The following is a 24,799-nucleotide window of genomic DNA, read 5'->3' on the forward strand; positions in this document are numbered from 1 at the left end:
ACGCAATAAAAGAGCGGGTTCCCCAAGGAGAACCCGCCCCAAATCACGCCAAACCTCGAAGGGAACTCGCCGGACGGCGGTTACTTCAGCATTTCCGCGAGCGTGTGCCCGAGGCGGGCCGGCGATGGCGACACCCTGATGCCGGCGGCTTCCATCGCCGCGGTCTTGGAACCGGCGTCGCCCTTGCCGCCCGAGATGATCGCGCCGGCATGGCCCATGCGGCGGCCGGGAGGTGCGGTGACACCGGCAATGAAGCCGACCATCGGCTTCTTGCGGCCACGCTTGGCCTCGTCTTTGAGGAACTGGGCGGCGTCCTCCTCGGCGGAGCCGCCGATTTCGCCGATCATCACGATCGACTTGGTCTTCTCGTCGGCCAGGAACATCTCCAGCATGTCGATGAACTCGGTGCCCTTGACCGGGTCGCCGCCGATGCCGACCGCGGTGGTCTGGCCGAGACCCTCCTGGGTGGTCTGGAACACCGCCTCATAGGTCAGGGTGCCGGAGCGGGAGACGATGCCGACCGAGCCGGGCTTGAAGATGTTGGCCGGCATGATGCCGATCTTGCATTCGCCGGCGGTCATCACGCCGGGGCAGTTCGGCCCGATCAGCCGCGACTTCGAGCCCGACAGCGAGCGCTTCACGCGCACCATGTCGAGCACCGGGATGCCCTCGGTGATGCAGACGATCAGCGGGATTTCCGCATCGATCGCCTCGCAGATCGCGTCGGCTGCGCCCGGCGGCGGGACATAGACCACGCTGGCGTCGGCGCCGGTCTTCTCGCGCGCTTCGGCGACGGTGTCGAACACCGGCAGGTTGAGATGGGTCGAGCCGCCCTTGCCCGGCGCCACGCCGCCGACCATCTTGGTGCCGTAAGCGATCGCCGCTTCCGAATGGAACGTGCCGTTCTTGCCGGTGAAGCCCTGGCAGATGACCTTGGTGTTCTTGTCGATCAGAATGGACATGGTTCGAGATGCTTTCGCGAGACGATCGGTGATGGGACTCTATGGTTTGAGCATGATCTTGTCGGAAAACCGGAGACCACTTTTCCGGATCATGCTCAGTGAATACGCCGGTACACGCCGGTGAGCACGTCGGCCCACCCTTCCGCGTCAGGCGAGAACTGGATTTTCATGTTGTAGGTGTTGTCGTCGACGACCTCGTAGACGTGACGGGCATTGCCGCGCAGCGAGCCGCGCACCAGGATCAGCGACTTGCCCGCCCAGCCACCGGACGCCGGTGACGGCGGGTAGTAGCCGAGCGAGTCGTGCCAGAACAATTTGTAGGCCCGATCGTCGCGGTCGTAGGTGAACACGCCGTGGGTGGCGAAGCTCTCCTTGCCGTCGCGGGTCTGCACGCTGTCCTGGATCAGGTAGAAGCCGTTGAGCGCGATGCGCGCAACGACCTGCGAGGTGGCCGGACCGCCCGCGGTCCAGCGCGACGGATAGACCATCTCTTCGCCGCTCCACTCGCCCGCAAACGCCGCGAGCTTGCGGTGTTCGTCCAGCGGTGTCGGAGCGTCGAGATGATCGGCCATCGTTAGCCTCCCTTGACGGCTTTCACGATCTTCTGTGCAGCGTCATCGAGGTTGTCGGCGGGCAGGACGTTGAGGCCGCTCTCGCGGATGATCTTCTTGCCCTGCTCGACATTGGTGCCTTCGAGGCGCACCACCAGCGGAACCTTGAGGCCGACCTGCTTCACCGCGGCGACCACGCCCTCGGCGATCACGTCGCACTTCATGATGCCGCCGAAGATGTTGACCAGGATGCCCTTCACGTTCGGATCGGCAGTGATGATCTTGAACGCGGCCGCGACCTTCTCCACGCTGGCGCCGCCGCCGACGTCGAGGAAGTTAGCCGGCTCCATGCCATATAGCTTGATGATGTCCATGGTCGCCATGGCGAGCCCGGCGCCGTTGACCATGCAGCCGATCGTGCCGTCGAGCGCGACGTAGTTGAGGTCGTATTTCGACGCCTCGATCTCCTTGGCGTCTTCCTCGGTCTCGTCGCGCAGCGCGACCACGTCCGGATGACGGTAGAGCGCGTTGCTGTCGAATGACACCTTGGCGTCGAGCACGCGCAGCTGGCCCTGCTTGGTGACGACGAGCGGATTGATCTCGAGCATCGCCATGTCCTTGGCGGCGAAGGCGGCATAGAGCTGGCCGGTCAGCTTCTCGGCCTGCTTGGCGAGATCGCCGGTCAGCTTCAGCGCCTTGGCAACCGTGCGGCCGTGATGCGGCATGATGCCGGTCGCGGGATCGACCGAGAACGAGACGATCTTTTCCGGGGTCGAATGCGCGACCTCTTCGATATTCACGCCGCCTTCGGTCGACACCACGAAGGAAATTTCGGAGGTCTCGCGATTGACCAGGATCGAGAGGTAGAACTCCTTGTCGATGTCGGAGCCTTCCTCGATGTAGAGGCGATTGACCTGCTTGCCGTGCGGACCGGTCTGCACCGTGACCAGCGTCGCGCCGAGCATCTGCTTGGCGAATTCGGCGACCTCGGCGGCCGACTTGGCGATGCGGACGCCGCCCTTGTCGCCGGCCGATGCTTCCTTGAACTTGCCCTTGCCGCGGCCGCCGGCATGGATCTGGCTCTTCACCACCCAGATCGGGCCAGGCAGCTGCTTGGCCGCCGCGTCGGCCTCTTCCGGCTTCAGCACCGGCACGCCGCGCGAGATCGGCACGCCGAATTCATGCAGCAAAGCCTTGGCCTGGTATTCATGGATATTCATGGAAAGACGCTCCCAAACCCTCGTGCGGCGACCTTTTACGTCAGCCTTGAGACTGGCATACCATATACCAAAGCTCGCGCAACTAAAAAATCCGCCGGAATTTCATCGCCTTGGACCCGACAGGCGATTGAAACCGCCTATCGGGTCATTGCCAATCGAGATTACTTGCCGAGCAGATCGGGCGCGATCTTCTTGCAGGCGTCGACCAGGCCCTGCACCGCACCGACCGACTTGTCGAAAGCCTCGCGGTCCTTGCCCGCCAGTTCGATCTCGACGATGCGCTCGACACCCTTGGCGCCGACCACGACCGGCACGCCGACATACATGTCCTTCACGCCGTACTCGCCGTTGAGATAGGCGGCGCAGGGCAGCACGCGCTTCTTGTCCTTCAGGTAGCTCTCGGCCATCGCGATCGCGGACGCAGCCGGCGCGTAGAAGGCGGAGCCAGTCTTGAGCAGGTTGACGATCTCGGCGCCGCCGTTGCGGGTGCGATCGACGATCTCATCGATGCGCGCCTGCGAGGTCCAGCCCATCTTGACGAGGTCGGGCAGCGGAATGCCGGCGACAGTCGAGTAGCGGGTCAGCGGCACCATGGTGTCGCCGTGGCCGCCGAGCACGAAGGCGGTGACGTCCTCGACCGAGACGTGGAATTCGTCGGCCAGGAAATAGCGGAAACGCGCGGAGTCGAGCACGCCGGCCATGCCGACCACCTTCTTGTGCGGCAGGCCCGAGGCCTTCTGCAGCGCCCACACCATGGCGTCGAGCGGGTTGGTGATGCAGATGACGAAGGCGTCGGGCGCGTACTTCTTGATGCCGGCGCCGACCTGCTCCATGACCTTGAGGTTGATGGAGAGGAGATCGTCGCGGCTCATCCCGGGCTTGCGCGGCACGCCGGCGGTGACGATGCAGACCTTGGCGCCGTCGAGCGCTTCATAGGAATTGGCGCCGACCAGATTGGAATCGAAACCGTCGACCGGCGACGACTGCGCGATGTCGAGCGCTTTGCCCTGCGGCACGCCCTCGGCAATATCGAACAGCACGACGTCTCCGAGTTCCTTGAGGCCGACGAGGTGCGCCAGCGTTCCGCCGATCTGTCCGGAGCCAATCAGAGCAATCTTGTCGCGTGCCATGGGAAATCAGTCCTTTGAACTGTGTACGGGAGGGAGGGAAGTCGGTTGCAAGGGTGGTTATCCCTTTCGAATGATCCATTCAAGTCGCGGCCTGCCCGATTGCGGGCCCTGCCTGGAATTCGATCAGGCATGCCAGCAACATCCGCCGCGGAGACACGAAAAGTTGCTCCGAACCGGACCGCGCGCAAGACGGAATTTCGAGACGGAATTTCGAGGCTGAATTTCAGGTCTCGACCAGGCCGGTCGACGCGCCGCTCGCGGAGGAGTCCTTCCGGCCGTGCGGCAGCGCCAGGTAGGATTCCGAGCTCATCTCGATCAGGCGCGAGGATGTGCGCTTGAACTCCATCGCCTCGACGCCGTCGGTCGCAAGGTACAGCGACACCGGATCGGCCTCGGCCGAGGCCATCAGCTTCACGGCATTGTCATAGAGCGTGTCGATCAGCGAAATGAAGCGCTTGGCGGCATTGCGCTCGGCGTAATCCATCACCGGAATGTGGTCGATCAGGATCGTGTGGTAATCGTGCGCGAGCCTGAGATAATCGGACGCGGCAAGCGGCTTCTCGCAGATGTCCATGAAGCTGAAGCGCGCGACGCCGTGCGCCGAGCAGGGCACGTTCAGGATGCGTCCCTTGATCGGAATGAGGCGTGCCTTGCACGGGGCATTGCCGGTCATCTTCCGCCAGGCCGCGTTGAGCGCGGCATCGGCCGCGTCATCCGCGGGCACCAGCCACATCTTGACGCCGACGAGTTTCTCCAGCCGGAAGTCGGTGCGCGCATCGAGCCGCAGCACGTCCATGTGGTCGGAGATCTGCGCGATGAACGGCAGGAACAGCGCGCGATTGAGCCCGCCCTTGTAGAGATCGTCAGGCGCAACGTTCGAGGTCGCGACCACCACGGTGCCGAGATCGAACAGCTTGGCGAACAGCCGGCCGAGGATCATCGCATCGGCGATGTCGGTGACGTGAAATTCGTCGAAGCAGAGCAGCCAGGCTTCGTCGAAGATCGCCTGCGCTGTGAGCGCGATCACGTCGCCGTCCGCGATCTCGCCGCGCGCGATCTGCTGACGGTAGCCGTAGATGCGCTCATGCGCCTCGGCCATGAATTCGTGGAAGTGCGCGCGGCGCTTGTGTTCGACCGGGCTCTGCTGGAAGAACAGATCCATCAGCATGGTCTTGCCGCGACCGACCTCGCCGTGGACGTAGAGCCCGCGCGGCGGCTTGTCGTCCTTGTCGCCGCCGAACAGCCGCCCGAACAGGCCTTGCTTGCGCTGCGGCTTGTAGCTCGCGAGCCGCTCATCCAGCGCGCCGAATGCCTCGGCGGCGCGGGCCTGGGCGGGATCGGCCTCGATCGCGCCGGAGGCGACCAGGGATTTGTAGAGCTCGAGAAAGGAACTGGGCGAGGTGGACAGCATGAGCCCACCTTACGGCCCTAGTGTGCGGCAAATTGCAAGCCGTGAATTGTGCCAGTGGGGTATGCACTTTCCTCTCCCTCGCCCCGCTCTTGCGGGGAGAGGGCTGGGGTGAGGGGCTCTCACCACCCGACGCGCTCTATCGACGGACCCGTACCCCCTCACCCGGATCGCATCTTCGATGCGATCCGACCTTTCCCCGCAAGCGGGGCGAGGTGAAGAGGCTCACGCGCAGAGCGCGTAGGAATCCTCGACCACATAGGGGCCGCCGCCTGTCGACGCGCGCGACGAGAACAGCACGAAGCGGTCCGCCAGGAAGCTGCGGCTCGGGAAGTAGCCGCGCACGGACAGATAATCCGCGACGTCCTGGCTCGAAGCGTCATGCAGACGAGCGAGCGTGACATGTGGCGTGAATTTCCTGCCCTCGGGATCGAGCCCCATCCGCTGCATCATCCGCTCGAGCTCGGCCTGCAGTTCGATCAGCGGCCGGCTCGGCTCGACGGCGGCAACCACCGCGCGCGGCTTGCGTCCGCCGAAGCTCGACAGGCCCTGCAATTTGACCTCGAACGGCTTGCGGTTTACCCGAAACAACATCGTCGCGATCTCGTTGGCCCACATGCCATCGATATCGCCGATGAAGCGCAGAGTGACGTGATAATTTTCGGGATCGATCCAGCGTGCGCCGGGAAGGCCGCCACGCAAGCTGGAGAGGGTTTGGCCGATATCGGCCGGAATTTCCAGTCCAGTGAACAGACGCGGCATCGCAATAATCCTCGATGCTTGGCGCGGGTTTTGGGAGCCCGCACCCTGTAACGGCCCGGCGACGAATCACCGATGCCTATTTGTACCCGAGATATGTGACTCTGCGAAGCATGACCCGTTAACAGCTCGTAAACCTACGGACACGGCACGGCTCACTGCCTGCGCTTCAACTGCGTTGCCCTGATATTGCGCCGAGAAATGCCTCCACTGTGGGCAGGATATTTTTCACAACGATGTCCACACCTGCTGCCGTCGGATGCATGCCGTCGGCCTGGTTGAGTTTCGCGTCGGCGGCAACCCCATCGAGGAAGAACGGATAGAGCGGCACGCCAAGGGTCTTCGAGAGATCCGGATAGATCGCGTTGAACTTCGCTGCATACTCACTGCCATAGTTCGGTGGCGCGAGCATGCCGCACAAGAGCACGGCGATCTTGCGCGCCTGCAACTTTGTGATGATGTCGGAGAGCGCGGCACGCGTGACGGCGGGATCGATGCCGCGCAAGGCATCGTTGGCGCCAAGCTCGACAATCACGGCATCGGTTCCATCAGGCACCGACCAGTCGAGCCGCTCGCGGCCGCCCGAGGCGGTGTCGCCGGACACCCCGGCATTGCTCATCTCGACCTTTATCCCCTTGGCTTCCAACGCCTTTTGCAGCCGGATCGGGAATGCCGCCGGGCCCGGGAGGCCGTACCCGGCGCTCAGGGAATCGCCCAGAATCACCATCTTGATCGGCTTCGCCGGGCCCTTCTCCGGGCCATTCTCCAGCCTTGGCGTCTGCGCGCTGGCCGCCGTCATCAAGCCCATAAGCAACACGAGTATGTGCACGAAGATTCTCAACCGGCCCTCGACCGCAGACGCGGAAGTGCCATATGACCGAACCATGGACAGTCTCATCGAATCCTCTTCACTGACCGACGTCGAGCCGGACACCATTGCCGTCAGGAACGTCAATCTCTCGCTCGGCACCGGCGCGGCACGGGTCCATATCCTCAAAGATATCAGCCTTCGTGTGGCAGCGGGTGAGGCCATCGGCCTGATCGGCCCGTCGGGCTCGGGCAAGTCGACCTTGCTGATGGTAATGGCGGGGCTCGAACGTCCTGACAGTGGAGAAGTGGTCGTCAACGGCACCTCGTTCAATGCCCTCGACGAAGATGCGCTGGCGCGCTTCCGCGGCCGCCAGGTCGGCATCGTCTTCCAGTCGTTCCATCTGATCCCGACCATGACGGCGCTGGAGAACGTCGCGGTGCCGCTCGAACTCGCCGGCAATCCCGATGCCGCCGCGCGCGCCGCGCAGGAGCTGCAATCGGTCGGGCTCGGCGAGCGGCTGCATCATTATCCGACGCAACTCTCCGGCGGCGAGCAGCAGCGCGTCGCGATCGCGCGCGCGCTCGCGCCCGATCCCGCGATCCTCGTTGCCGACGAGCCGACCGGGAATCTCGACGAGACGACGGGCAAGCAGATCGTCGACCTGCTGTTCACCAAGCACGCCGAGCGCGGCATGACGCTGGTGCTGGTGACGCACGATCTCGCGCTCGCGCAGCGCTGCGACCGCGTCGTGCGGCTGCGCTCCGGCCGCATCGACGGACAATCCACGACATGAGCATCGCGTCCGAAGCCGCGGTGCAGGGCCGCGCGTCGTCGCTTGCCTTCCGTTATGCGCTGCGCGAATTGCGCGGCGGCCTGCGCGGCTTCTACGTGTTCATCGCCTGCATCGCGCTCGGCGTGATGGCGATTGCCGGCGTCGGCTCGGTCGCCGCGAGCCTTGGCGACGGCCTGTCCCGCGAGGGACGTACGCTGCTCGGCGGCGACGTCGCATTCTCGCTGATCTCGCGCGAGGCCAAACCCAACGAGGTCGCCTATCTGCGCACACGCGGCGAGGTTTCGATCGCGGCCACGCTGCGCGCGATGGCCCGCAGCAATGACGGCAAGCTGGCGCTGGTCGAGCTGAAGGCCGTCGACGGCAAATATCCGATGCTCGGCGAGCTGACGCTCGAGCCGAACATGCCGGTCGCCGATCTGCTTGCCGAACGCGACGGCGTCTACGGCGCGGCCGCCGATTCGACGTTGCTGGCGCGGCTCGACCTGAAGCTCGGTGACCGCGTCACCATCGGCAGTGCGACCTACCAGATCCGCAGCGTGGTGGTGGCCGAGCCCGACAAGCTTGCCGGCGGCGTCGGCCTCGGGCCGCGCTTCCTGGTCAGCGAAGCCAGCCTGCACGCCACCGACCTGCTGCAACCGGGCAGCCTGGTGCGCTGGATCTACCGCGTGAAGCTGCCTGACGGCGCCAACGACGATCGCGCCACCACCGCGCTGATCGACGGCGCGCGGACCGCCGCGCCGGAGGCCGGCTGGGAGGTCCGCAGCCGCAGCAATGCCTCGCCGCAGCTCGAGCGCACCATCAACCGCTTCACCCAGTTCCTGACCCTGGTCGGCCTCGCGGCGCTGCTGGTCGGCGGTGTCGGCGTCGCCAACGCGGTGAAGAGCCATATCGACCGGCGCCGCGACGTCATCGCTTCGTTCAAGGCGCTCGGCGCCACCGGCCGCGACGTCTTCACGATCTACTGCACGCAGGTGGTGGTGCTGGCCGGGATCGGCTCGGTGATCGGGCTCGTGCTCGGCGCCGCGCTCCCCTTCGTCATCGTCGGCCTGTTCGGCAAGCTGCTGCCGCTGCCGGTAGTGCCCGCGCTGCATCCCGACGAGCTCGCGCTGTCCTTCCTCTACGGCCAGCTCACCGCGCTGGCGTTCGGGCTGTGGCCACTCGGCCGGGTGCATGACGTGCCGGTCGCGGCGCTGTTCCGCGAGACCGTCACCAGCGAGTGGCATCGCCCGCGCTGGAGCTATCTGGCGCTGATGGCCGTGGTGATCGCGCTCCTGATCGGAGTCGCGATCGGGCTTGCCTATGACAAGCGGGTCGCTGCCGTGTTCGTCGCCTCGTCGATCGCGGTGTTCCTGCTGCTGCGCGGAATCGCCGAGCTCCTGATGGCGGTGGCGCGGCGGCTGCCGCGCAGCCGCATGACCATGCTGCGGCTCGCGATCGCCAACATCCACCGGCCGGGCGCGCTGACGCCGTCGGTGGTGCTGTCGCTGGGGCTCGGGCTGGCGGTGCTCGTCACCATCACCCAGATCGACGGCAATCTGCGCCGGCAATTCCTGGCCGCCCTGCCGGAGCGGGCGCCGTCGTTCTTCTTCATCGACATCCCCTCCACCGAGGCCGACCGCTTCAATGCCTTCCTGGCGAAGGTCACCGCCGGCTCGACCGTCGAGGATGTACCGATGCTGCGCGGACGGATCGTGGCCGCGCGCGGCGTCAAGGCCGACCAGCTCAAGCCGTCGGTCGATTCGGAGTGGGTGCTGCAGAGCGACCGGGGCCTGACCTACACCGGCGAAATTCCCAAGGGCTCGAAGATCGTCGAGGGCGAATGGTGGGGGCCGGACTACAGCGGGCCGCCGCTGGTCTCGATGGAGAAGAAGATCGCCGACGGCCTGTCGTTGAAGATCGGCGACGAGATCGTCGTCAACGTGCTCGGACGCGACGTGCCGGCGAAAATCGCCAACCTGCGCAACATCGACTGGCAGGGCCTCGGCATCAATTTCGTGCTGGTGTTCTCGCCGAATGCCTTCAGGGGTGCGCCGCACAGCCATGTCGCGACCCTGACGGAACCACACGCCGATTCCGCCGACGACGCGCGCATCATCAAGCAGGTCGCCGACGCGTTCCCGATGGTGACCAGCGTGCGGGTCCGCGAGGCGCTGGAGACGGTCGGCAGCGTGGTCAGCAATCTGGTGCTGGCGATCCGCGGCGCCAGCGCCGTGACGCTGATCTCCGCGATCCTGGTGCTCGGCGGCGCGCTCGCCGCCGGACACCGCCACCGCGTCTATGACGCCGTGATTCTCAAGACGCTCGGCGCCACGCGGGTGCGACTGCTCGGCGCCTACGCGCTGGAGTATCTGATGATCGGTTTTGCAACCGCGGTGTTCGGGGTGATCGCCGGCTCGATCGCGGCCTGGCTGATCGTGACTAGGCTGATGACGCTGAGTTTTATCTGGCAGGCCGGCAGCGCCGCGCTGGTCGTGGTCGCCGCGCTGGTCGTCACGGTCGGACTGGGGCTCGCCGGGACGCTGCTCGCGCTAAACCAGAAGCCGGCCTCAGTGTTGCGGAATTTGTGACAAAATGTAGCGGCGCGAGCGCCGTTTTTGCCTATGATGCTAGGGCAGAGCGACATTCGGCCGCGCGTGGAAGCTTGCGTCGGATGTGTTAATTTCCCACATACCAATCGGGTCGGATGGTCGGTTTGAATGACACGGAATTAATGTTCCGCAAACCGAGCCATCTGAGATAGATTTACGACCGGCGCCGCAAATCCCTTGCGCTCCACCGGGACCAACCACGGGAATTCGACCATGTCGGACCTAGACCGCAACTACGCTTCTCCTTTCGGCCGGGCCGCCGGGCGCATTGACGCTGCGGCCGTCGACGCCGGTCTGCGCGCCTACATGCTGCGCATCTACAACTACATGAGCATCGGCCTGGCCATCACCGGCCTCGCCGCGCTCGGCGTCTACATGGGTGCGGTGACGACCGACCAGTCGGCCGCCGTCGCCAAGTTCGGCAACGCCTATCTGACGCAGTTCGGCTACGCGATGTTCGTGAGCCCGCTGAAGTGGCTGTTCATCCTCGCCCCTCTGGCGATGGTGTTCGTCATCTCGGCCGGCATCAACCGCCTGCAGCCCGCGACCGCCCAACTCCTGTTCTGGGTGTTCTCGGCGCTGATGGGTCTGTCGCTGTCGTCGATCTTCCTGGTGTACACGCACACCTCGATCGTGCGCGTGTTCTTCATCACCGCGGCAACGTTCGGTGCGCTGAGCCTCTACGGCTACACCACCAAGCGTGACATGAGCGGCATGGGCTCGTTCCTGTTCATGGGTCTGATCGGCATCATCATCGCGAGCCTGGTCAACCTGTTCCTGGCGAGCTCGGCGCTGCAGTTCATCGTGTCGGTGGTCGGCGTGCTGGTGTTCGCGGGCCTCACCGCCTGGGACACCCAGCGGCTGAAGAACGACTACATCTACGGCTACGCCTCGCAGGGTGGCGTGATGGCAGAGCGTGCGGCAATCACTGGTGCGCTGTCGCTCTACCTGAACTTCATCAACCTGTTCACGCTGCTCCTGCAGCTGCTCGGCCAGCGCGACTAAGCGCCTCGAGCGAGCCGATCAAATCCAAGCCCCGGCCATTCCGCCGGGGCTTTTCTTTTGGGCGAGGCGAGATGTGATGTAGCCCGGATGAAGCGCAAGCGAAATCCGGGACAGGCTCATCCGCGGCTTCAACGGCCCCGGATTGAGCGGAGCCTGCCATCGAGCGCGTTTGCGCGCCCTGTTGCCTCCTCCGGGCTACGAAACTCGGGCACAACTGTGCCGCCGGATCAGCGGATTTGTAGCCCGGATGAGCGAAGCGACATCCGGGACGGTCTTACCACGCGAGTACAGCTTCCCCGGATTGCGCGGAGCCTGTCATCGGGCGCGCGTTCGCGCGGCCCGTTGGCTCCATCCGGGCTACAAGCGGACTGACCTGACGCGCTTACACCAGCGACAGCTTGCGATCGATCACGAACAGCACGCGTTCGAGTTCATGGCCACGACGGAGGATCAGGCCGGTCGCGGAAATCACGCTGTACATGCCCTGCTTGCGCGCAAGCCGGGGGTCCTTCTCGATCCGGTAGATCGGCACTTCCGACGCGCGCCGGAACACCGAGAACACGGCCCGGTCCTTCAGGAAGTCGATCGCATAATCGCGCCACTCGCCGTCGGCGACCATGCGGCCGTAGAGATTGAGAATGCGGTTGAGTTCAAGTCGATTGAAAGTCACGCGATTGGGCTGAGGGGTCGCGGCGGCGGTGCGCGCCGCGGCACGACTCCCGCTCGGATCAGTGTCCTCCGAGATCAAACTCATCGAGCGCCTCCTGTCACCTCGGTGGCGATCGGGTTCCGAAGGCCCCTCTTCGGGATCGTCACGAGAGTGACATGATCGCGCTAAGCGCGCGGGCCCGCAAGGGGCCAATCGCAATGCAACCGGGCCTTAACCACCGCCGCGCGCGGCGGATTGTCCGAAAAACCGCAGAGTCACGGGAACGTTAGCGGAATCATATTGCTGCCCCACTTCCGCCCATCGCCCGCCCCGCTGCCCTGCGAAAAGGAAATCCTGCGTTGGCCCGGTCCTTTCGGTTCCGGATTCCTCAGCCCCCAGCCCCCCGGGGCCGTCGGGATCGGGCCTGTTCGCAGGGGAGTCAAATCCCAACACTGGGCCAACGAAAGTTGGTCCTTTTTGTTTTGGGACCTGCGCAAGCGAGACGCGCGCGCCAAGCACCGGCGCCTTCCTTTCGGCAGATCACTGAATGCAGGTTTGTCGCCATGCGGCTGCACGAAAACATGCGTGCGACCGGCGGAAGCCAGCGCATCGCGCCTTACCGCAGCGAGGCGCTAGTGAAGTGAGGTGAAGGCAGCGCCGAGCATCGGGCCCGGCTTGTCGCGGTTGCCGTCCTGGACGTACACCGCCGCAGCATCGACACCGTCACGCGTGATGTTCTCCAGCGGCACGGTCCAGCTCCCGGACGAACCGTTCCAGTCACCGACCTTGAGGAGATTGCGCACGACGTTGTGGTAGGTGATCTCGCGGCCGCGGTTCTCGCCGCGCGCGATCGAGATCGGCACCGACTTCGAGATCGAGCAGATCCAGACCTCGCCGCGCGACACGGCCGGCGACTTCGATGCGGCGACCGACACGTTGATCTGCTTGCCGCTCAGCGTCATCGTCACGGGCACCGACATCACGCTGCCGCTCCTTTCGGTGTCCTTGATGGCGTCCTCGATACTGGCGCGATCGCTGCCGATCACATGCGCGGAGCCATTGATCACGGCTTGCGGCGTGTAGACGTCGCGGTCGCCGCGAACATGCGAATAGGCCTTCTGGCGCGCGCTGAAACGGGAATCGGCCAGCGTGTCCTTCCAGCCGAGATAGTCCCAATAGTCGATCGGCATGCTCAGCGCGATGACGTTGGGGTCCTTCGCGAGGTCACCGATGATCTTGTCCGCGGGCGGACAGGACGAGCATCCCTGCGAGGTGAAGAGTTCGACGACGGCACGCGGATCGGCGTGGGCGGGGCGGATGATCGCGACGATTGCGCAGATACCAAGGGCGCTGGACCATCGCGAGATACAGTTATAGGCCATCATCGCTGTCATACTGCGAACCAGTCGTGATGATTTCCATCCGTAATTGTACGGAGCATGAAGTCTGTCCCTGAACTTGCGTGCCCCAAAACGCGAGAAAGCGGCCTTTTCATAGGCCGCCTTCTTTTTAGCCGCTACTCACTAAGCAGTGAGGCACCGATCACAAATCCGCGTTGGAGCATGGTCCGGAAAAGTGTGAAGCGGTTTTCCGGACAGACCATGCTCAAACAAAGGGGCCTTAGGCCGCGAGTTTGCGCAGCACATAATGCAGGATGCCGCCGTTGCGATAGTAGTCGAGCTCGTCCAGCGTATCGATGCGGCAGAGCAGCGGGACATCCTTTTTGCCGCCGTCAGCGGAGACGATCTCGGCCGTTAGCGTCTGGCGCGGCTTCAGGTCGCCCTGCAGCCCGCGGATCGTGACCTTCTCGTCGCCCTTGAGGCCGAGCGTGGACCACGACGTGCCGTCCTGGAAGGTGAGCGGAAGCACACCCATGCCGACCAGGTTGGAGCGATGGATGCGCTCGAAGCTCTGGCAGATCACCGCGCGCACGCCGAGCAGGCGCGTGCCCTTTGCGGCCCAGTCGCGCGACGAGCCGTTGCCGTATTCGGCGCCGGCGAACACCACCAGCGGCACGCTCTCCTGCTGGTACTTCATCGCGGCGTCGTAGATCGACATCTGCTCGCCGTCGGGCCAGTGCCTGGTCAAACCGCCTTCCGGAATATTGCCGTCCGCGCCCTTCAGCATGAAGTTCTTGATGCGGATGTTGGCGAAGGTGCCGCGCATCATCACTTCATGGTTGCCGCGCCGCGTGCCGTACTGGTTGAAGTCGGCGGGGCGCACCTGGTGCTCGCTGAGGAACTTGCCGGCGGGCGAGGTCAGCTTGATCGAACCGGCCGGCGAGATGTGGTCGGTGGTGATCTTGTCGCCGAACATCGCGAGGATCCGCGCGTCGACCACGTCGGTGACCGGATCCGGCTGCTTCTTCATGCCCTCGAAATAGGGCGGGTTCTGCACATAGGTCGAGCTCATGTTCCAGCGATAGGTCTCGCTTTCCGTGGTCTTGATCTTGCGCCAGTTGGTATCGCCCTTGAACACGTCGGCGTACTTCTTCTTGAAGATCGTCGCGGTGACGTACTTCTTCATGAAGGCGTTGATCTCCTTGGCGGTCGGCCAAATGTCCTTGAGGAACACCGGCTTGCCGTCCTTGCCGATGCCGAGCGGCTCGACCGCGAGATCCTTGGTCACGGTGCCGGCGATCGCATGCGCGACGACGAGCGGCGGCGAGGCGAGGTAGTTCGCCTGCACGTCGGGCGAGACGCGGCCTTCGAAGTTGCGGTTGCCCGACAGCACGGCGGCGGCGACGATGCCGTTTTCGTTGATTGACTTCGAGATGTCTTCCGGCAGCGGGCCGGAATTGCCGATGCAGGTCGTGCAGCCGAAGCCGACGAGGTTGAAGCCGACCTTGTCGAGATCGGCCTGCAGGCCAGAATTGGCGAGATACTCCGCCACCACCTGGCTGCCCGGCGCGAGCGAGGTCTTCACCCACGGCTTGGCCTTGAGGCCCTTGGCGGCCGCCTTGCGCGCCAGCAGGCCGGCGCCGATCAGCACGCTCGGATTGGAGGTGTTGGTGCAGGAGGTGATCGCCGCGATCACGACGTCGCCATGGCCGAGATCGAAGTCACGGCCCTCGACCGCATAACGCTTCTGCTCGCCCTCGGGCTTCTTGTATTCGCCGACCAGCGCGGTCGCGAAACCGGTCGACACCGCCGGCAGCGCGATGCGGCCTTCGGGGCGCTTCGGCCCGGCCATCGACGGCACGACGTCGCCGAGGTCGAGCGTCAGCGTGGTGGTGAACACCGGGTCAGTCGACTTGGCGGTGCGGAACAGGCCCTGCGCCTTGGCGTAGGACTGCACCAGCTTGACGCGATCGGCCTTGCGGCCCGAGGTCTTCAGGTAATCGATGGTCGCGGCATCGACCGGGAAGAAACCGCAGGTCGCGCCGTATTCGGGCGCCATGTTGCCGATGGTCGCCTTGTCCGCGACCGAGAGATAGTCGAGGCCCGGGCCGAAGAATTCAACGAACTTGCCGACCACGCCGAGCTTGCGCAGCATCTGGGTGACGGTCAGCACGAGGTCGGTCGCGGTGACGCCTTCCTTGAGCTGGCCCTTGAGCTTGAAGCCGACCACTTCGGGCAGCAGCATCGACAGCGGCTGGCCGAGCATGCAGGCCTCCGCCTCGATGCCGCCCACGCCCCAGCCGAGCACGGCGAGGCCGTTGACCATCGTGGTGTGCGAGTCGGTGCCGACCAGCGAGTCGGGATAGGGCGACCTCGAAGGTGCCGGTCTTCCGGCCGACCGTCATCTTCTCCTTCTTGGTCCACACCGTCTGCGCGAGATATTCGAGATTGACTTGGTGGCAGATGCCGGTGCCGGGCGGCACCACCGAGAAGTTCGAGAACGCCTTCTGGCCCCACTTGAGGAACTCGTATCGCTCCTGGTTCTGCTTGTATTCCTCGGTGACGTTCTTCGCGAACGCCTTGTTGTCACCGAAGAAGTTGACGATCACCGAGTGGTCGATGACGAGATCGACCGGCACCAGCGGGTTGATCTTCTCGGCATCGCCGCCGAGGTTCTGCATCGCGTTGCGCATCGCCGCGAGGTCGACCACGGCCGGGACGCCGGTGAAATCCTGCATCAGGACGCGCGCCGGGCGGAACGCGACTTCGTGCTCGAGCTGGCGCTTCTTCAGCCACTTCGACACCGCAACGATGTCTTCCTTCTTGACGGTGCGGCCGTCCTCGTTGCGCAGCAGGTTCTCCAGCAGAACCTTCATCGAATACGGCAGCTTCGAAATCCCCTTCAGTCCGTTCTTCTCTGCCTGGGGCAGGCTGTAATAGACGTAGGACTTGCCGCCGACCTTCAGGGTCTTGCGGCATTTGAAGCTGTCGAGCGAGGTCATGCGAGGAATCCCAATTCTCAGTTATACCCGGCAAGGGTAACTAAACACCGGCGATCGAGACTGGCCAAGGGATGGCCTGGGGTGGGTTGCGGCCGCCGATTGTGTGTGCTGCATCAAGTTCCGGGCTTATAGAACCTTTCTAGAAGCGCCGCCACACCGACAAGCGTGCGACAGCGTTGCGCGACCCAAAAATTCTCACGCGGTAGCGAAAGATTTCAGAGGGCTGTGACAAGACGAACCATGCGGCTCTCGGGACGAAATCTGAAATGCGTGCGCGGCGGACGCGAGGTGTTTTCCGGCCTCGATCTGTCGGCCACGTCAGGCGAGGCGCTCGCCATCAGCGGCCCTAACGGCGCCGGCAAGACCTCGCTGCTGCGCGTCCTCGCCGGGCTATTGGTTCCCGCCGAGGGTGTGGTCGCGCTCGAAGGCGGCGACGCCGAGCTCAGCCTGCCTGAGCAGGCCCACTATCTCGGCCACCGCGACGCCCTGAAGCCGGCGCTGAGCGTTGCGGAAAATCTGTCCTTCTGGCGGGAATTCCTCGGCGGCGAGACCGAGGACGCCGGCCGCTGCCTTGCCGCCGTGGCGCTCGACCACGCCGCGCATCTGCCGGCGGCCTACCTCTCCGCCGGGCAGCGCCGCCGCCTGTCGATCGCGCGCCTGCTCTCGGTGCGGCGACCGGTGTGGCTGCTGGACGAGCCGACATCGGCGCTCGACGCGGCCGGACAGGCGCTGTTCATCGACCTGATGCGCGACCATCTCGCACGGGGCGGCCTGATCGTCGCGGCGACGCATCTGCCGCTCGGCATCGATGCGCGCGATCTGCGGATGGGAGGCGCGGCATGAGCGCGCTTGGCGCCTTGATCCGCCGCGACATCCGCATCGCGCTGCGCGTCGGCGGCGGTGCGCTGATCGGCGTGCTGTTCTTCCTCACCGTCACGGTGCTGATGCCGTTCGCGGTGGGCCCGGATCTCGCGCTGCTGTCGCGGCTCGGCCCCGCCATCCTCTGGCTCGGCGCGTTGCTGGCGAGCCTGCTCACGCTCGACCGCCTGTTCACGGCCGACCACGAGGACGGCTCGCTCGACCTCATCGTGATGAGCCGGACGCCGCTGGAACTCGCCTGCGCCGCCAAGGCGCTGGCGCACTGGATCGCCGCCGGCCTGCCGCTGATCATCGCAACCCCGGTGCTCGGCCTGCTGCTCAATCTCGACGGCACGGCGACGCTCGCGGTCGCGGCGACGCTGCTGGCGGGAACACCGGCGCTGACCTTCACCGGCATGATCGGCGCGGCCCTGGCGGTGACGCTGCATCGCGGCGGGCTATTGCTGGCGGTGCTGGTGCTGCCGCTGTCGATCCCGGTGCTGATCTTCGGTGTTGCGGCCTCGCAGGCGGCGATTTCGGGCCCCCTGCCCTTTGGAACGCCGTTCTCGATCCTCTGCGCGCTGTCGCTTGCCAGCCTCGTGATCGGCCCCTTTGCCGCGGCCGCGAGCCTGCGGCACGGGCTGGACTGAGATGAGCCAGATCAAATCTCGCCGGGAGGAAATCGGCCAATTGCCTGCGACACATCGGACGATTATCAGGGTGCCATGACGCTGACCGACCTCGCCAATCCGACCAAGTTTCTGGCGCTGACCGCGCGCATCCTGCCGTGGCTCGCCGGCGTGACCGCGATCCTGCTCGCGATCGGGCTCTACCAGTCGGCGATGGCGCCCGACGACTACCAGCAGGGCGCCACGGTGAAGATCATGTTCATCCACGTGCCGAATGCGTGGTTGTCGATGTTCGTCTGGGGCGTCATGAGCGTGGCCGCGCTCGGCACCCTCGTGTGGCGGCATCCGCTCGCCGACGTCGCCGCGAAAGCTGCCGCTCCGATCGGCGCCGCCTTCACCTTTCTGGCGCTCGTCACCGGGTCGCTGTGGGGCCGGCCGATGTGGGGCACCTATTGGGAGTGGGATGCGCGCCTGACCTCGGTCTTGATCCTGTTCCTGATGTATCTCGGCCTGATGGTGCTGTGGCGCGCGGTGGAGGACCCGTCGCGTGCGGCGCGGGCGGCGGCGGTGCTCACGCTGGTGGGCGCGATCAACATCCCGATCATCAAGTTCTCGGTCGACTGGTGGAACACGCTGCATCAGCCGGCCTCGGTGTTTCGCGCCGGCGGGCCGACGCTCGACAAGGCGTTCCTGTGGCCGCTGCTGGTGATGGCGATCGCGTTCTCGCTGCTGTTCATCACCTTGCACCTGGCGGCGATGCGCAACGAGATCCTAAGCCGGCGCGTGCGCAGCCTGCAGATGATGCAGGCGAGCCGCGTCTCGTTCACGAGCGAGGTGGGCGGCGGTTCGCAAGCAACCGCGTCAAACGAAATTGGAGCGGCGTGATACGATGGCGCTTGGTCCCTACGCCTCCTTCATCGTGACGTCCTACGCGCTGGTCGCGGCGGTTGTGCTGCTGCTGATCGTCTGGATCATCGCCGACTATCGCCGGCAACAGGCGCGCCTCAGGGAGATCGAGGCCAGCGGCGTGACGCGCCGCTCCGGCCGCAGCGCGGCAGATATAAGATGAGCGATCAGGCAACCAACAGCCCGCCGCAAGCGCGCCGCCTGCTGGTGGTGCTGCCGCTGCTGATCTTCCTCGGCCTCGCCGGGCTGTTCCTGCTGCGGCTCTATGGCGGCGATCCCTCGAAAATCCCGTCGGCGCTGATCGGCCGGCCGGCGCCGCAGACCGCCCTGCCCGCGCTCGACGGCCTGGTGCGGGACGGTGCGCCGGTCCCCGGTCTCGATCCCGCCGCCTTCAAGGGCAAGGTCTCGGTCGTCAATGTCTGGGCGTCGTGGTGCGTGCCCTGCCACGACGAGGCGCCGCTGCTGACCGAGCTCGGCAAGGACAAGCGCTTCCAGATCATCGGCATCAACTACAAGGACTCGCCCGAGAATGCCCGGCGCTTCCTCGGCCGCTACGGCAATCCGTTCGGCATCGTCGGCGTCGACGGCAACGGCCGCGCCTCGATCGAATGGGGCGTCTATGGCGTGCCCGAGACCTTCCTGGTCGGGCGCGAGGGCACCATCGTCTACAAGCTGGTCGGCCCGGTGACTCCGGACAACGTCAACCGCGTGCTCAAGGCCGAGATCGAGAAGGCGCTCGCGGCGGGCAGTTGATAGCCGTTACTTGCGCTCACCTCTCCCCGTCCTTTACGGCGAGGGGCTTTGGACGGTGTTTGTAATAAACTCCGAGCCTATCCGTGGAGAGACCCTCACCCCACCCTCTCCCCGCATCCGCCTTCGCCCGAAGGCGGGCTTCGGCGGACAAGAGAGCGGGGCGAGGGAGCAGAGTGCTGATCACCCCTTCCGCACGTCGCCCGCGTCGGCCTCGCTCGCCTCCAGCGAGACCGGCTCAAGGTGATAGCGCTTGGTCAGCGGCATCTGGGCGATGGCGAAGATCATGGTCAGCGGCGTCACGCCGAACACCTTGAAGTTCACCCAGAAATCCGTGGTCTGCGTGCGCCAGACAAGCTCGTTGAGCACCGCCATGCCGGCGAAGAACAGCGCCCAGCGCAGGGTGAGGATGCGCCAGCCCTGCGGCGTCAGGTTGAACACCTGGTCGAACATGATGGCGATGAAGGACCGGCCGAACAACAGCCCGCCGCCGAGCACGGCCGCGAACAGCCCGTAGATGATGGTCGGCTTGACCTTGATGAAGGTCTCGTCGTGCAGCACCAGCGTCAGCGTGCCGAACACCAAGACGATCGCGCCGGTCACCAGCGCCATGATCGGCACGTGCCTGGTCACCACATAGGATGCGATCATCGCGGCCACGATCGCCACCATGAAGGCGCCGGTCGCGACGAACAGATGGTACTTGGCGTTGGCGATAAAGAACACGAGCAGTGGCCCGAGTTCGGTCGCCAGCTTGAACAGCGGATGCGGCTGGGTCTTGTCCATCAACTCTCTACTTTGATTTGAGGCATGACCCGATCCGAAAACCGGTGTCCACGTTTCGGGGTCATGCCTCGATTCCGGCAATTGCCTTGGCAAAATCCTTCGCCGCGAAGGGCGCGAGGTCCTCGACGCCTTCGCCGACGCCGATGAAATGCACCGGCAGCTTGTGCTTCTCCGACAGCGCGACAAGGATGCCGCCGCGCGCCGTGCCGTCAAGCTTGGTCATCACGAGCCCCGTGACGCCTGCCGTACGATGAAACGCCTCGACTTGCGACAACGCATTTTGTCCCACCGTGGCGTCGAGCACGAGCAGCACCGCGTGCGGCGCCGACGCATCGACCTTCCTGATGACGCGCACGACCTTTTCCAATTCGTTCATCAGCTCGGACTTGTTCTGCAGGCGGCCGGCGGTGTCGATCAGCAGCACGTCGCGCGCCTGCTCCTTGGCCGCGGTCAGCGCGCTGAAGGCAAGGCTCGCCGAATCCGAGCCCTGGGCGCCTGATATGACCGGCGACTTGGTGCGCTCGCCCCAGACCTTGAGCTGCTCGATCGCCGCGGCGCGGAAGGTGTCGCCGGCGGCCAGCATGACCTTGCGGCCCTCGGCGGAGAATTTCGAGGCCAGCTTGCCGATCGTCGTGGTCTTGCCAGAGCCGTTGACGCCGACCACCAAGATGACGAACGGCTGCTTCGCGGCATCGATCTCGAGCGGCTTCGCCACCGGCGACAGCACCTTCTCGACCTCGGTCGCGACCACGTCCTTGACCTCGTCGGCCGAGATCGCCTTGTCGTAGCGCCCCTTGCCGACAGCCTCCGCAATGCGGACCGCGACATCGGTACCGAGATCGGCGCGCAGCAGCACATCCTCGATGTCATCGAGCATGGCCGCATCGAGCTTGCGCTTGGTGACGAGGTCGGCGACCGCGGTCCCGATCGAACTCGAGGTTCGCTTCAGGCCGCCCTTCAGCCGCTGCCACCAGCTCTGTTTTGGAGTTCCCGCAGTGGTATCGTTCATGGCGCGGACGTGTTAGCCGTTTCGGCCCATAAACGAAAGTCTCGACGAATTGATCGATGTTCCCCAATTGACCGCGGAAGAAATCCTGGGCCGGGTGCTCCACCGCGACGGGCTGATGCTGGTGATCGACAAGCCGGCCGGCCTGCCGGTGCATCGCGGTCCCAAGGGCGGCCCCAATCTGGAGGCCTCGTTCGACGCGCTGCGGTTCGGCCTGCCGCGGCCGCCGGTGCTGGCGCATCGGCTGGACAAGGACACCTCGGGCTGCCTCGTCCTGGGACGCCACCGCAAGGCGACCGCCTCGCTCGGGCTGTTGTTCAAGCACAGCAAGATTGCGAAGACCTATTGGACCGTGGTCGAGGGCGGCCCTGCCGAGGATGAAGGCACAATCGACATGCCGCTCGGCCGGCTCAACGCCGAGCGCGGCTGGTGGCAGAAGCCGGACCCGGATGGCCAGAAGGCGATCACCAACTGGAAGGTGCTGGGGCGTGGCGACGGCCTCACCTGGCTCGCGATGGAGCCGGTCACCGGCCGCACCCATCAGCTGCGGGTGCATTCGGCGGCGATGGGCTGGCCGATCGTCGGCGACAATATCTATGGCAACGGCCCGCGCTTCGGCGAGCCGACCCTGCATCTGCATTCCCGCGAGATCGGCATCCCGATCTCCAGGAACAAGGACCCGGTGCATGTGGTCGCGCCGGCACCCGAGCACATGCGGGAGCGGCTCAAGGCCTGCGGCTGGAACGGCGACTAAGCATGATCCGGAAAAGTGCGAAGCGGTTTTCCGAAAGGATTATGCTCAAACAAAGAGCTAAAGCGCGATGACGATCCAGCCCAACCTCATCGCGCTTTAGCCTCCGTGATTTTACGGAGAATTATCCTTTACGGAACATTCAGGCCCATCCGATAGTCCTGAAGGCGGCTTAGAAAAGCGCGCCGCGACGGCTCAGGACGAGCAATGCTGAATGATGGACTAGCAATTGTCGACGAGGTCGAGGCTGCGATACGCGCCGGCTCCGCCGATAAATGCCTGGCCACGGCAAGGCGCGTCACCGGCCTTTTCCTCGCATCCGCCGGCAAGTTCAACAGCGAACAGATCGAGCTGTTCGACAACGTGCTCGAGCGTCTGGTGAAGACCATCGAGTTGCGCGCGCTCGCCGACATCAGCGCCCGGATGGCGCTCACCGACATCAGCGAGCAGCTCGCACCGGTCGCCCAGGCACCGCCCGCGATCATTCGCCGTCTCGCCAGCAATGACGAGATCAGGATCGCGCGGCCGATCCTGCAGGAATCGTCGCGGCTCAGCGCGGACGATTTGGTCGAGATCGCACGGACCAAGAGCGAGCAGCATCTGCTCGCCGTCGCCGGCCGCTGGTGGCTAAAGGAGGTCGTCACTGACGCGCTTCTGGCGCGTCGCTTTGCGAGCGTGAGCCACCGCCTGGTCACCAATCCCGGCGCCAAAGTATCGCCGGGCGGATTTGCCGTCATCCTCGCGCAGGCCGAGCACGATCCGGTGCTTGCGGTCGAGACCGGCATTCGCGCCGACCTGCCGTCGGAGCTCCGCCTTCAGCTCCTGCGCCGCGCGACGGAAGAGGTTCGCGGCCGTCTGCTGGAACGCGCCCCGCCCTATCTGTTCGAAGAAATCCGGCATGCGATCGCAGCGGTCGCCGCCGGCGTCGAGCGCGACATGTCGCAAGTCCGCGACTTCACCGCGGCCAAGCACCACGTCGCGAAGCTGAAGGACGACGGCGAGCTCAACGAAGCCTCACTGCTCGGTTTCGCCAGGCAGCGAAAATATGAAGAGACCATCGTTGCGCTGGCGTATCTTGCGCAGTCGAACATCGAGGTGATCCGCTCCCTGATGCAAAGCCTGCGCAGTGAGGGCCTGCTGGTGCCGTGCCGGGCAGCAGGCCTGAGTTGGGATACCGCCGCCGCGGTGATGGAATGTCGCTATACCACCGGCTCCATGGGACCGGTCGAACTCGCCCATGCGAAGAGCCAGTTCACGAAATTGACCCGCGAAAACGCAGATCGCCTGCTGCGGTTCTGGCAGGTTCGCGCGTCGCAGCCGGCAAGGCTGGGCGGGCGCACGCACTGAGTGCGTCATGCACGATGCGCATGTAGAGATTCAACCTGTCAAATAGCTCGTTCAGTATGATCACATGCGAAATGCAGGTGATCCGCTGCTCCGGACCCGCCATGCGCGGCTCCCCACATTCGTCGTCGTGGCGAAAGCCTGGACCCATAACCACCGCATTCTGTGACCGTGCGAGATCGCGGCCCCAGCGTCGCGCAGCAATTGAGATCTGGGGTAATGGGCCCCGGCCTGCGCCGGGAGAACAATGGGAGCGAACTTTCTCAGCGGCCCGATGCAATGAGCCGCGCACCGTCATGGCCGCGGATAGTCATCGCGCGTACCATGCCCGGCACATCTCTCTCGATCGCGACCGGCAGGAAGTGCTCGGTGCGGCCTTGCCGCTCGCTCTCGATCAGCACCTCGCGCATCGCGCCGACTTCCGCGTCAAGCCGGCGCAGCAGCGCGGCTTCGCCTGCCGCGCGCAGCCGCCTGGCGCGCTCCTTGATCGCGCCGCCATCGACCTGCGGCATCCGTGCGGCGGGCGTGCCCGGACGCCGCGAATAGGGAAACACGTGCAGGAAGGTGAGATCGCATTCCGCGACCAGATCGAGCGAACGCGCGAACATCTCTTCGGATTCGGTCGGGAAGCCCGCGATGATGTCGGCGCCGAGAGCGATGTCCGGCCGCAGCCGGCGGACCTGCGCGCAGAAATCGATCGCGTCCCGGCGTGAATGTCGGCGCTTCATCCGCTTCAGGATCATGTCATCGCCGGACTGCAACGACAGATGCAGATGCGGCATCAGCCGCGCATCGTCGGCGATGACATCGAGCAGGTCGCGATCCGCCTCGATCGAATCGATCGACGAGATGCGCAGCCGCTTCAGCTCGGGCACATGGCGCAGGATCTGCCGGGTCAACTGGCCGAGTTTCGGCGCGCCCGGCAGGTCGGCGCCATAGCTCGTGAGATCGACGCCGGTCAGCACGATCTCGGCATGGCCGCGCTCGACCAGCGCGCGGACCTGATCGACCACCGCGCCCATCGGCACCGAGCGCGAATTGCCGCGTCCGTAGGGGATGATACAGAAGGTGCAGCGATGGTCGCAGCCGTTCTGCACCTGCACGAATACGCGAGGCAGGCCGCGCTCGAAGCCGTCGAGCAGATGCGGCGCCATCTCGGTCACCGCCATGATGTCGGCGACGGCGACCTTCTCGCTTGTGTCGATGCCGAACGGCGCCTCGAACGCGGCGCGCGTGGCCTGCCAGGCGTCGCCACGCATCTTCTCGTCATTGCCGACGACGCGATCGACCTCGGCCATCTCGGCGAACATCCGGCTTTGCGTCTGCGCCGCACAGCCGGTGACGACGATGCGCGCATGCGGGCGTTCGCGTTTCAGCTTGCGGATCGACTGCCGCGCCTGCGCCACCGCCTCGTTGGTGACGGCGCAGCTGTTGATGACGATGGTGTCGCAAAGCCCCGCCTGCTCGGCTTCGCGGCGAATCACCTCGGACTCAAATGCGTTGAGGCGGCAGCCAAAGGTGACGACATCGACGCCCATAACCGATCTCACG

The 24,799-nt window shown here is 65.1% G+C and carries 22 protein-coding genes and 1 pseudogene; 10 read left to right on the plus strand and 13 right to left on the minus strand.

From position 1 onward, the window contains the following. Positions 1-80 precede the first annotated feature (80 nt). From sucD to ACVMIH_RS26515, 7 genes are all read right to left on the minus strand, one after another. A complete protein-coding gene (gene sucD, locus ACVMIH_RS26485) occupies positions 81-962 on the minus strand; it encodes a succinate--CoA ligase subunit alpha (RefSeq protein WP_028340814.1) in 882 nt (293 codons plus the stop codon). A gap of 95 nt (positions 963-1,057) precedes the next feature. After that, the gene (locus tag ACVMIH_RS26490; protein ID WP_057020925.1) at positions 1,058-1,534 is read right to left on the minus strand and encodes a DUF1579 family protein; all 477 of its coding nucleotides are present in this window, start codon (positions 1,532-1,534) and stop codon (positions 1,058-1,060) included. Between the two features lie 2 nt (positions 1,535-1,536). After that, on the minus strand, positions 1,537-2,733 hold the full coding sequence (gene sucC, locus ACVMIH_RS26495; protein ID WP_057020926.1) for an ADP-forming succinate--CoA ligase subunit beta: 1,197 nt from the start codon (positions 2,731-2,733) through the stop codon (positions 1,537-1,539). Between the two features lie 161 nt (positions 2,734-2,894). After that, the gene (mdh, locus tag ACVMIH_RS26500) at positions 2,895-3,863 is read right to left on the minus strand and encodes a malate dehydrogenase (RefSeq protein ID WP_028336306.1); all 969 of its coding nucleotides are present in this window, start codon (positions 3,861-3,863) and stop codon (positions 2,895-2,897) included. A gap of 223 nt (positions 3,864-4,086) precedes the next feature. After that, on the minus strand, positions 4,087-5,274 hold the full coding sequence (gene zapE / locus ACVMIH_RS26505; protein ID WP_057020927.1) for a cell division protein ZapE: 1,188 nt from the start codon (positions 5,272-5,274) through the stop codon (positions 4,087-4,089). Between the two features lie 222 nt (positions 5,275-5,496). Then, a complete protein-coding gene (thpR, locus tag ACVMIH_RS26510; RefSeq protein WP_057020928.1) occupies positions 5,497-6,033 on the minus strand; it encodes an RNA 2',3'-cyclic phosphodiesterase in 537 nt (178 codons plus the stop codon). 166 nt (positions 6,034-6,199) lie between these two features. Next, positions 6,200-6,859 carry an arylesterase gene (locus ACVMIH_RS26515; RefSeq protein ID WP_057020976.1) on the minus strand — a complete coding sequence of 220 codons (660 nt, stop codon included), beginning with the start codon at positions 6,857-6,859 and terminating at the stop codon, positions 6,200-6,202. Between the two features lie 55 nt (positions 6,860-6,914). Here ACVMIH_RS26515 and ACVMIH_RS26520 point away from each other — a divergent pair, with 55 nt between their 5' ends. The 3 genes from ACVMIH_RS26520 to ACVMIH_RS26530 all read left to right on the plus strand — a co-directional run bounded on the left by ACVMIH_RS26520 (position 6,915) and on the right by ACVMIH_RS26530 (position 11,227). Next, positions 6,915-7,634, plus strand: coding sequence for an ABC transporter ATP-binding protein (locus ACVMIH_RS26520; protein ID WP_028336302.1), 720 nt, complete (start codon positions 6,915-6,917; stop codon positions 7,632-7,634). Further along, the gene (locus ACVMIH_RS26525) at positions 7,631-10,201 is read left to right on the plus strand and encodes an ABC transporter permease (RefSeq protein ID WP_456863990.1); all 2,571 of its coding nucleotides are present in this window, start codon (positions 7,631-7,633) and stop codon (positions 10,199-10,201) included. The genes ACVMIH_RS26520 and ACVMIH_RS26525 overlap by 4 nt, the downstream gene beginning before the upstream one ends. A 234-nt stretch (positions 10,202-10,435) precedes the next feature. Further along, on the plus strand, positions 10,436-11,227 hold the full coding sequence (locus ACVMIH_RS26530; RefSeq protein ID WP_021078796.1) for a Bax inhibitor-1/YccA family protein: 792 nt from the start codon (positions 10,436-10,438) through the stop codon (positions 11,225-11,227). A gap of 382 nt (positions 11,228-11,609) precedes the next feature. Here ACVMIH_RS26530 and ACVMIH_RS26535 read toward each other — a convergent pair whose 3' ends face one another. The 3 genes and pseudogenes from ACVMIH_RS26535 to acnA form a co-directional block, all read right to left on the minus strand. Further along, positions 11,610-11,981, minus strand: coding sequence for a DUF2794 domain-containing protein (locus ACVMIH_RS26535; RefSeq protein WP_028340822.1), 372 nt, complete (start codon positions 11,979-11,981; stop codon positions 11,610-11,612). Positions 11,982-12,508: 527 nt separating this feature from the next. Beyond that, positions 12,509-13,270 carry a DUF1223 domain-containing protein gene (locus tag ACVMIH_RS26540; protein WP_057020930.1) on the minus strand — a complete coding sequence of 254 codons (762 nt, stop codon included), beginning with the start codon at positions 13,268-13,270 and terminating at the stop codon, positions 12,509-12,511. 226 nt (positions 13,271-13,496) lie between these two features. Next, positions 13,497-16,218, minus strand: a pseudogene (acnA, locus tag ACVMIH_RS26545) (aconitate hydratase AcnA). Positions 16,219-16,458: 240 nt separating this feature from the next. Here acnA and ccmA point away from each other — a divergent pair. The 5 genes from ccmA (at position 16,459) to ACVMIH_RS26570 (ending at position 19,364) form a co-directional block, all read left to right on the plus strand. Next, on the plus strand, positions 16,459-17,061 hold the full coding sequence (gene ccmA, locus ACVMIH_RS26550; protein ID WP_456854266.1) for a heme ABC exporter ATP-binding protein CcmA: 603 nt from the start codon (positions 16,459-16,461) through the stop codon (positions 17,059-17,061). Continuing rightward, complete coding sequence (gene ccmB, locus ACVMIH_RS26555; protein WP_057020933.1) at positions 17,058-17,726, plus strand: heme exporter protein CcmB; 669 nt, start codon at positions 17,058-17,060, stop codon at positions 17,724-17,726. The genes ccmA and ccmB overlap by 4 nt, the downstream gene beginning before the upstream one ends. A 75-nt stretch (positions 17,727-17,801) precedes the next feature. Then, positions 17,802-18,590, plus strand: coding sequence for a heme ABC transporter permease (locus ACVMIH_RS26560; protein WP_456863993.1), 789 nt, complete (start codon positions 17,802-17,804; stop codon positions 18,588-18,590). 4 nt (positions 18,591-18,594) lie between these two features. After that, complete coding sequence (gene ccmD, locus ACVMIH_RS26565; protein WP_057020935.1) at positions 18,595-18,774, plus strand: heme exporter protein CcmD; 180 nt, start codon at positions 18,595-18,597, stop codon at positions 18,772-18,774. Continuing rightward, positions 18,771-19,364, plus strand: a complete 594-nt coding sequence (locus ACVMIH_RS26570; RefSeq protein ID WP_057020936.1) for a DsbE family thiol:disulfide interchange protein — start codon at positions 18,771-18,773, stop codon at positions 19,362-19,364. The genes ccmD and ACVMIH_RS26570 overlap by 4 nt, the downstream gene beginning before the upstream one ends. Positions 19,365-19,544: 180 nt before the next feature. Here the strand turns inward: ACVMIH_RS26570 and ACVMIH_RS26575 are convergent, their stop codons facing one another. Beyond that, on the minus strand, positions 19,545-20,147 hold the full coding sequence (locus ACVMIH_RS26575) for a septation protein A (RefSeq protein ID WP_057020937.1): 603 nt from the start codon (positions 20,145-20,147) through the stop codon (positions 19,545-19,547). 61 nt (positions 20,148-20,208) lie between these two features. Then, positions 20,209-21,156: a signal recognition particle-docking protein FtsY gene (gene ftsY / locus ACVMIH_RS26580; protein WP_456854264.1), complete on the minus strand. Its 948-nt coding sequence runs from the start codon at positions 21,154-21,156 to the stop codon at positions 20,209-20,211. Positions 21,157-21,205: 49 nt separating this feature from the next. On the opposite strand from ftsY, the gene ACVMIH_RS26585 reads away from it, so the two are divergent. After that, complete coding sequence (locus tag ACVMIH_RS26585) at positions 21,206-21,907, plus strand: RluA family pseudouridine synthase (protein WP_456863996.1); 702 nt, start codon at positions 21,206-21,208, stop codon at positions 21,905-21,907. 204 nt (positions 21,908-22,111) lie between these two features. Beyond that, complete coding sequence (locus ACVMIH_RS26590; RefSeq protein WP_456854260.1) at positions 22,112-23,251, plus strand: DUF2336 domain-containing protein; 1,140 nt, start codon at positions 22,112-22,114, stop codon at positions 23,249-23,251. A 260-nt stretch (positions 23,252-23,511) separates the two neighbouring features. Here the strand turns inward: ACVMIH_RS26590 and mtaB are convergent, their stop codons facing one another. Then, positions 23,512-24,786 carry a tRNA (N(6)-L-threonylcarbamoyladenosine(37)-C(2))-methylthiotransferase MtaB gene (gene mtaB / locus ACVMIH_RS26595; protein WP_456854258.1) on the minus strand — a complete coding sequence of 425 codons (1,275 nt, stop codon included), beginning with the start codon at positions 24,784-24,786 and terminating at the stop codon, positions 23,512-23,514. Between the last annotated feature and the right edge of the window lie 13 nt (positions 24,787-24,799).

The sequence above is a fragment of the Bradyrhizobium sp. USDA 4503 genome (assembly GCF_054055815.1).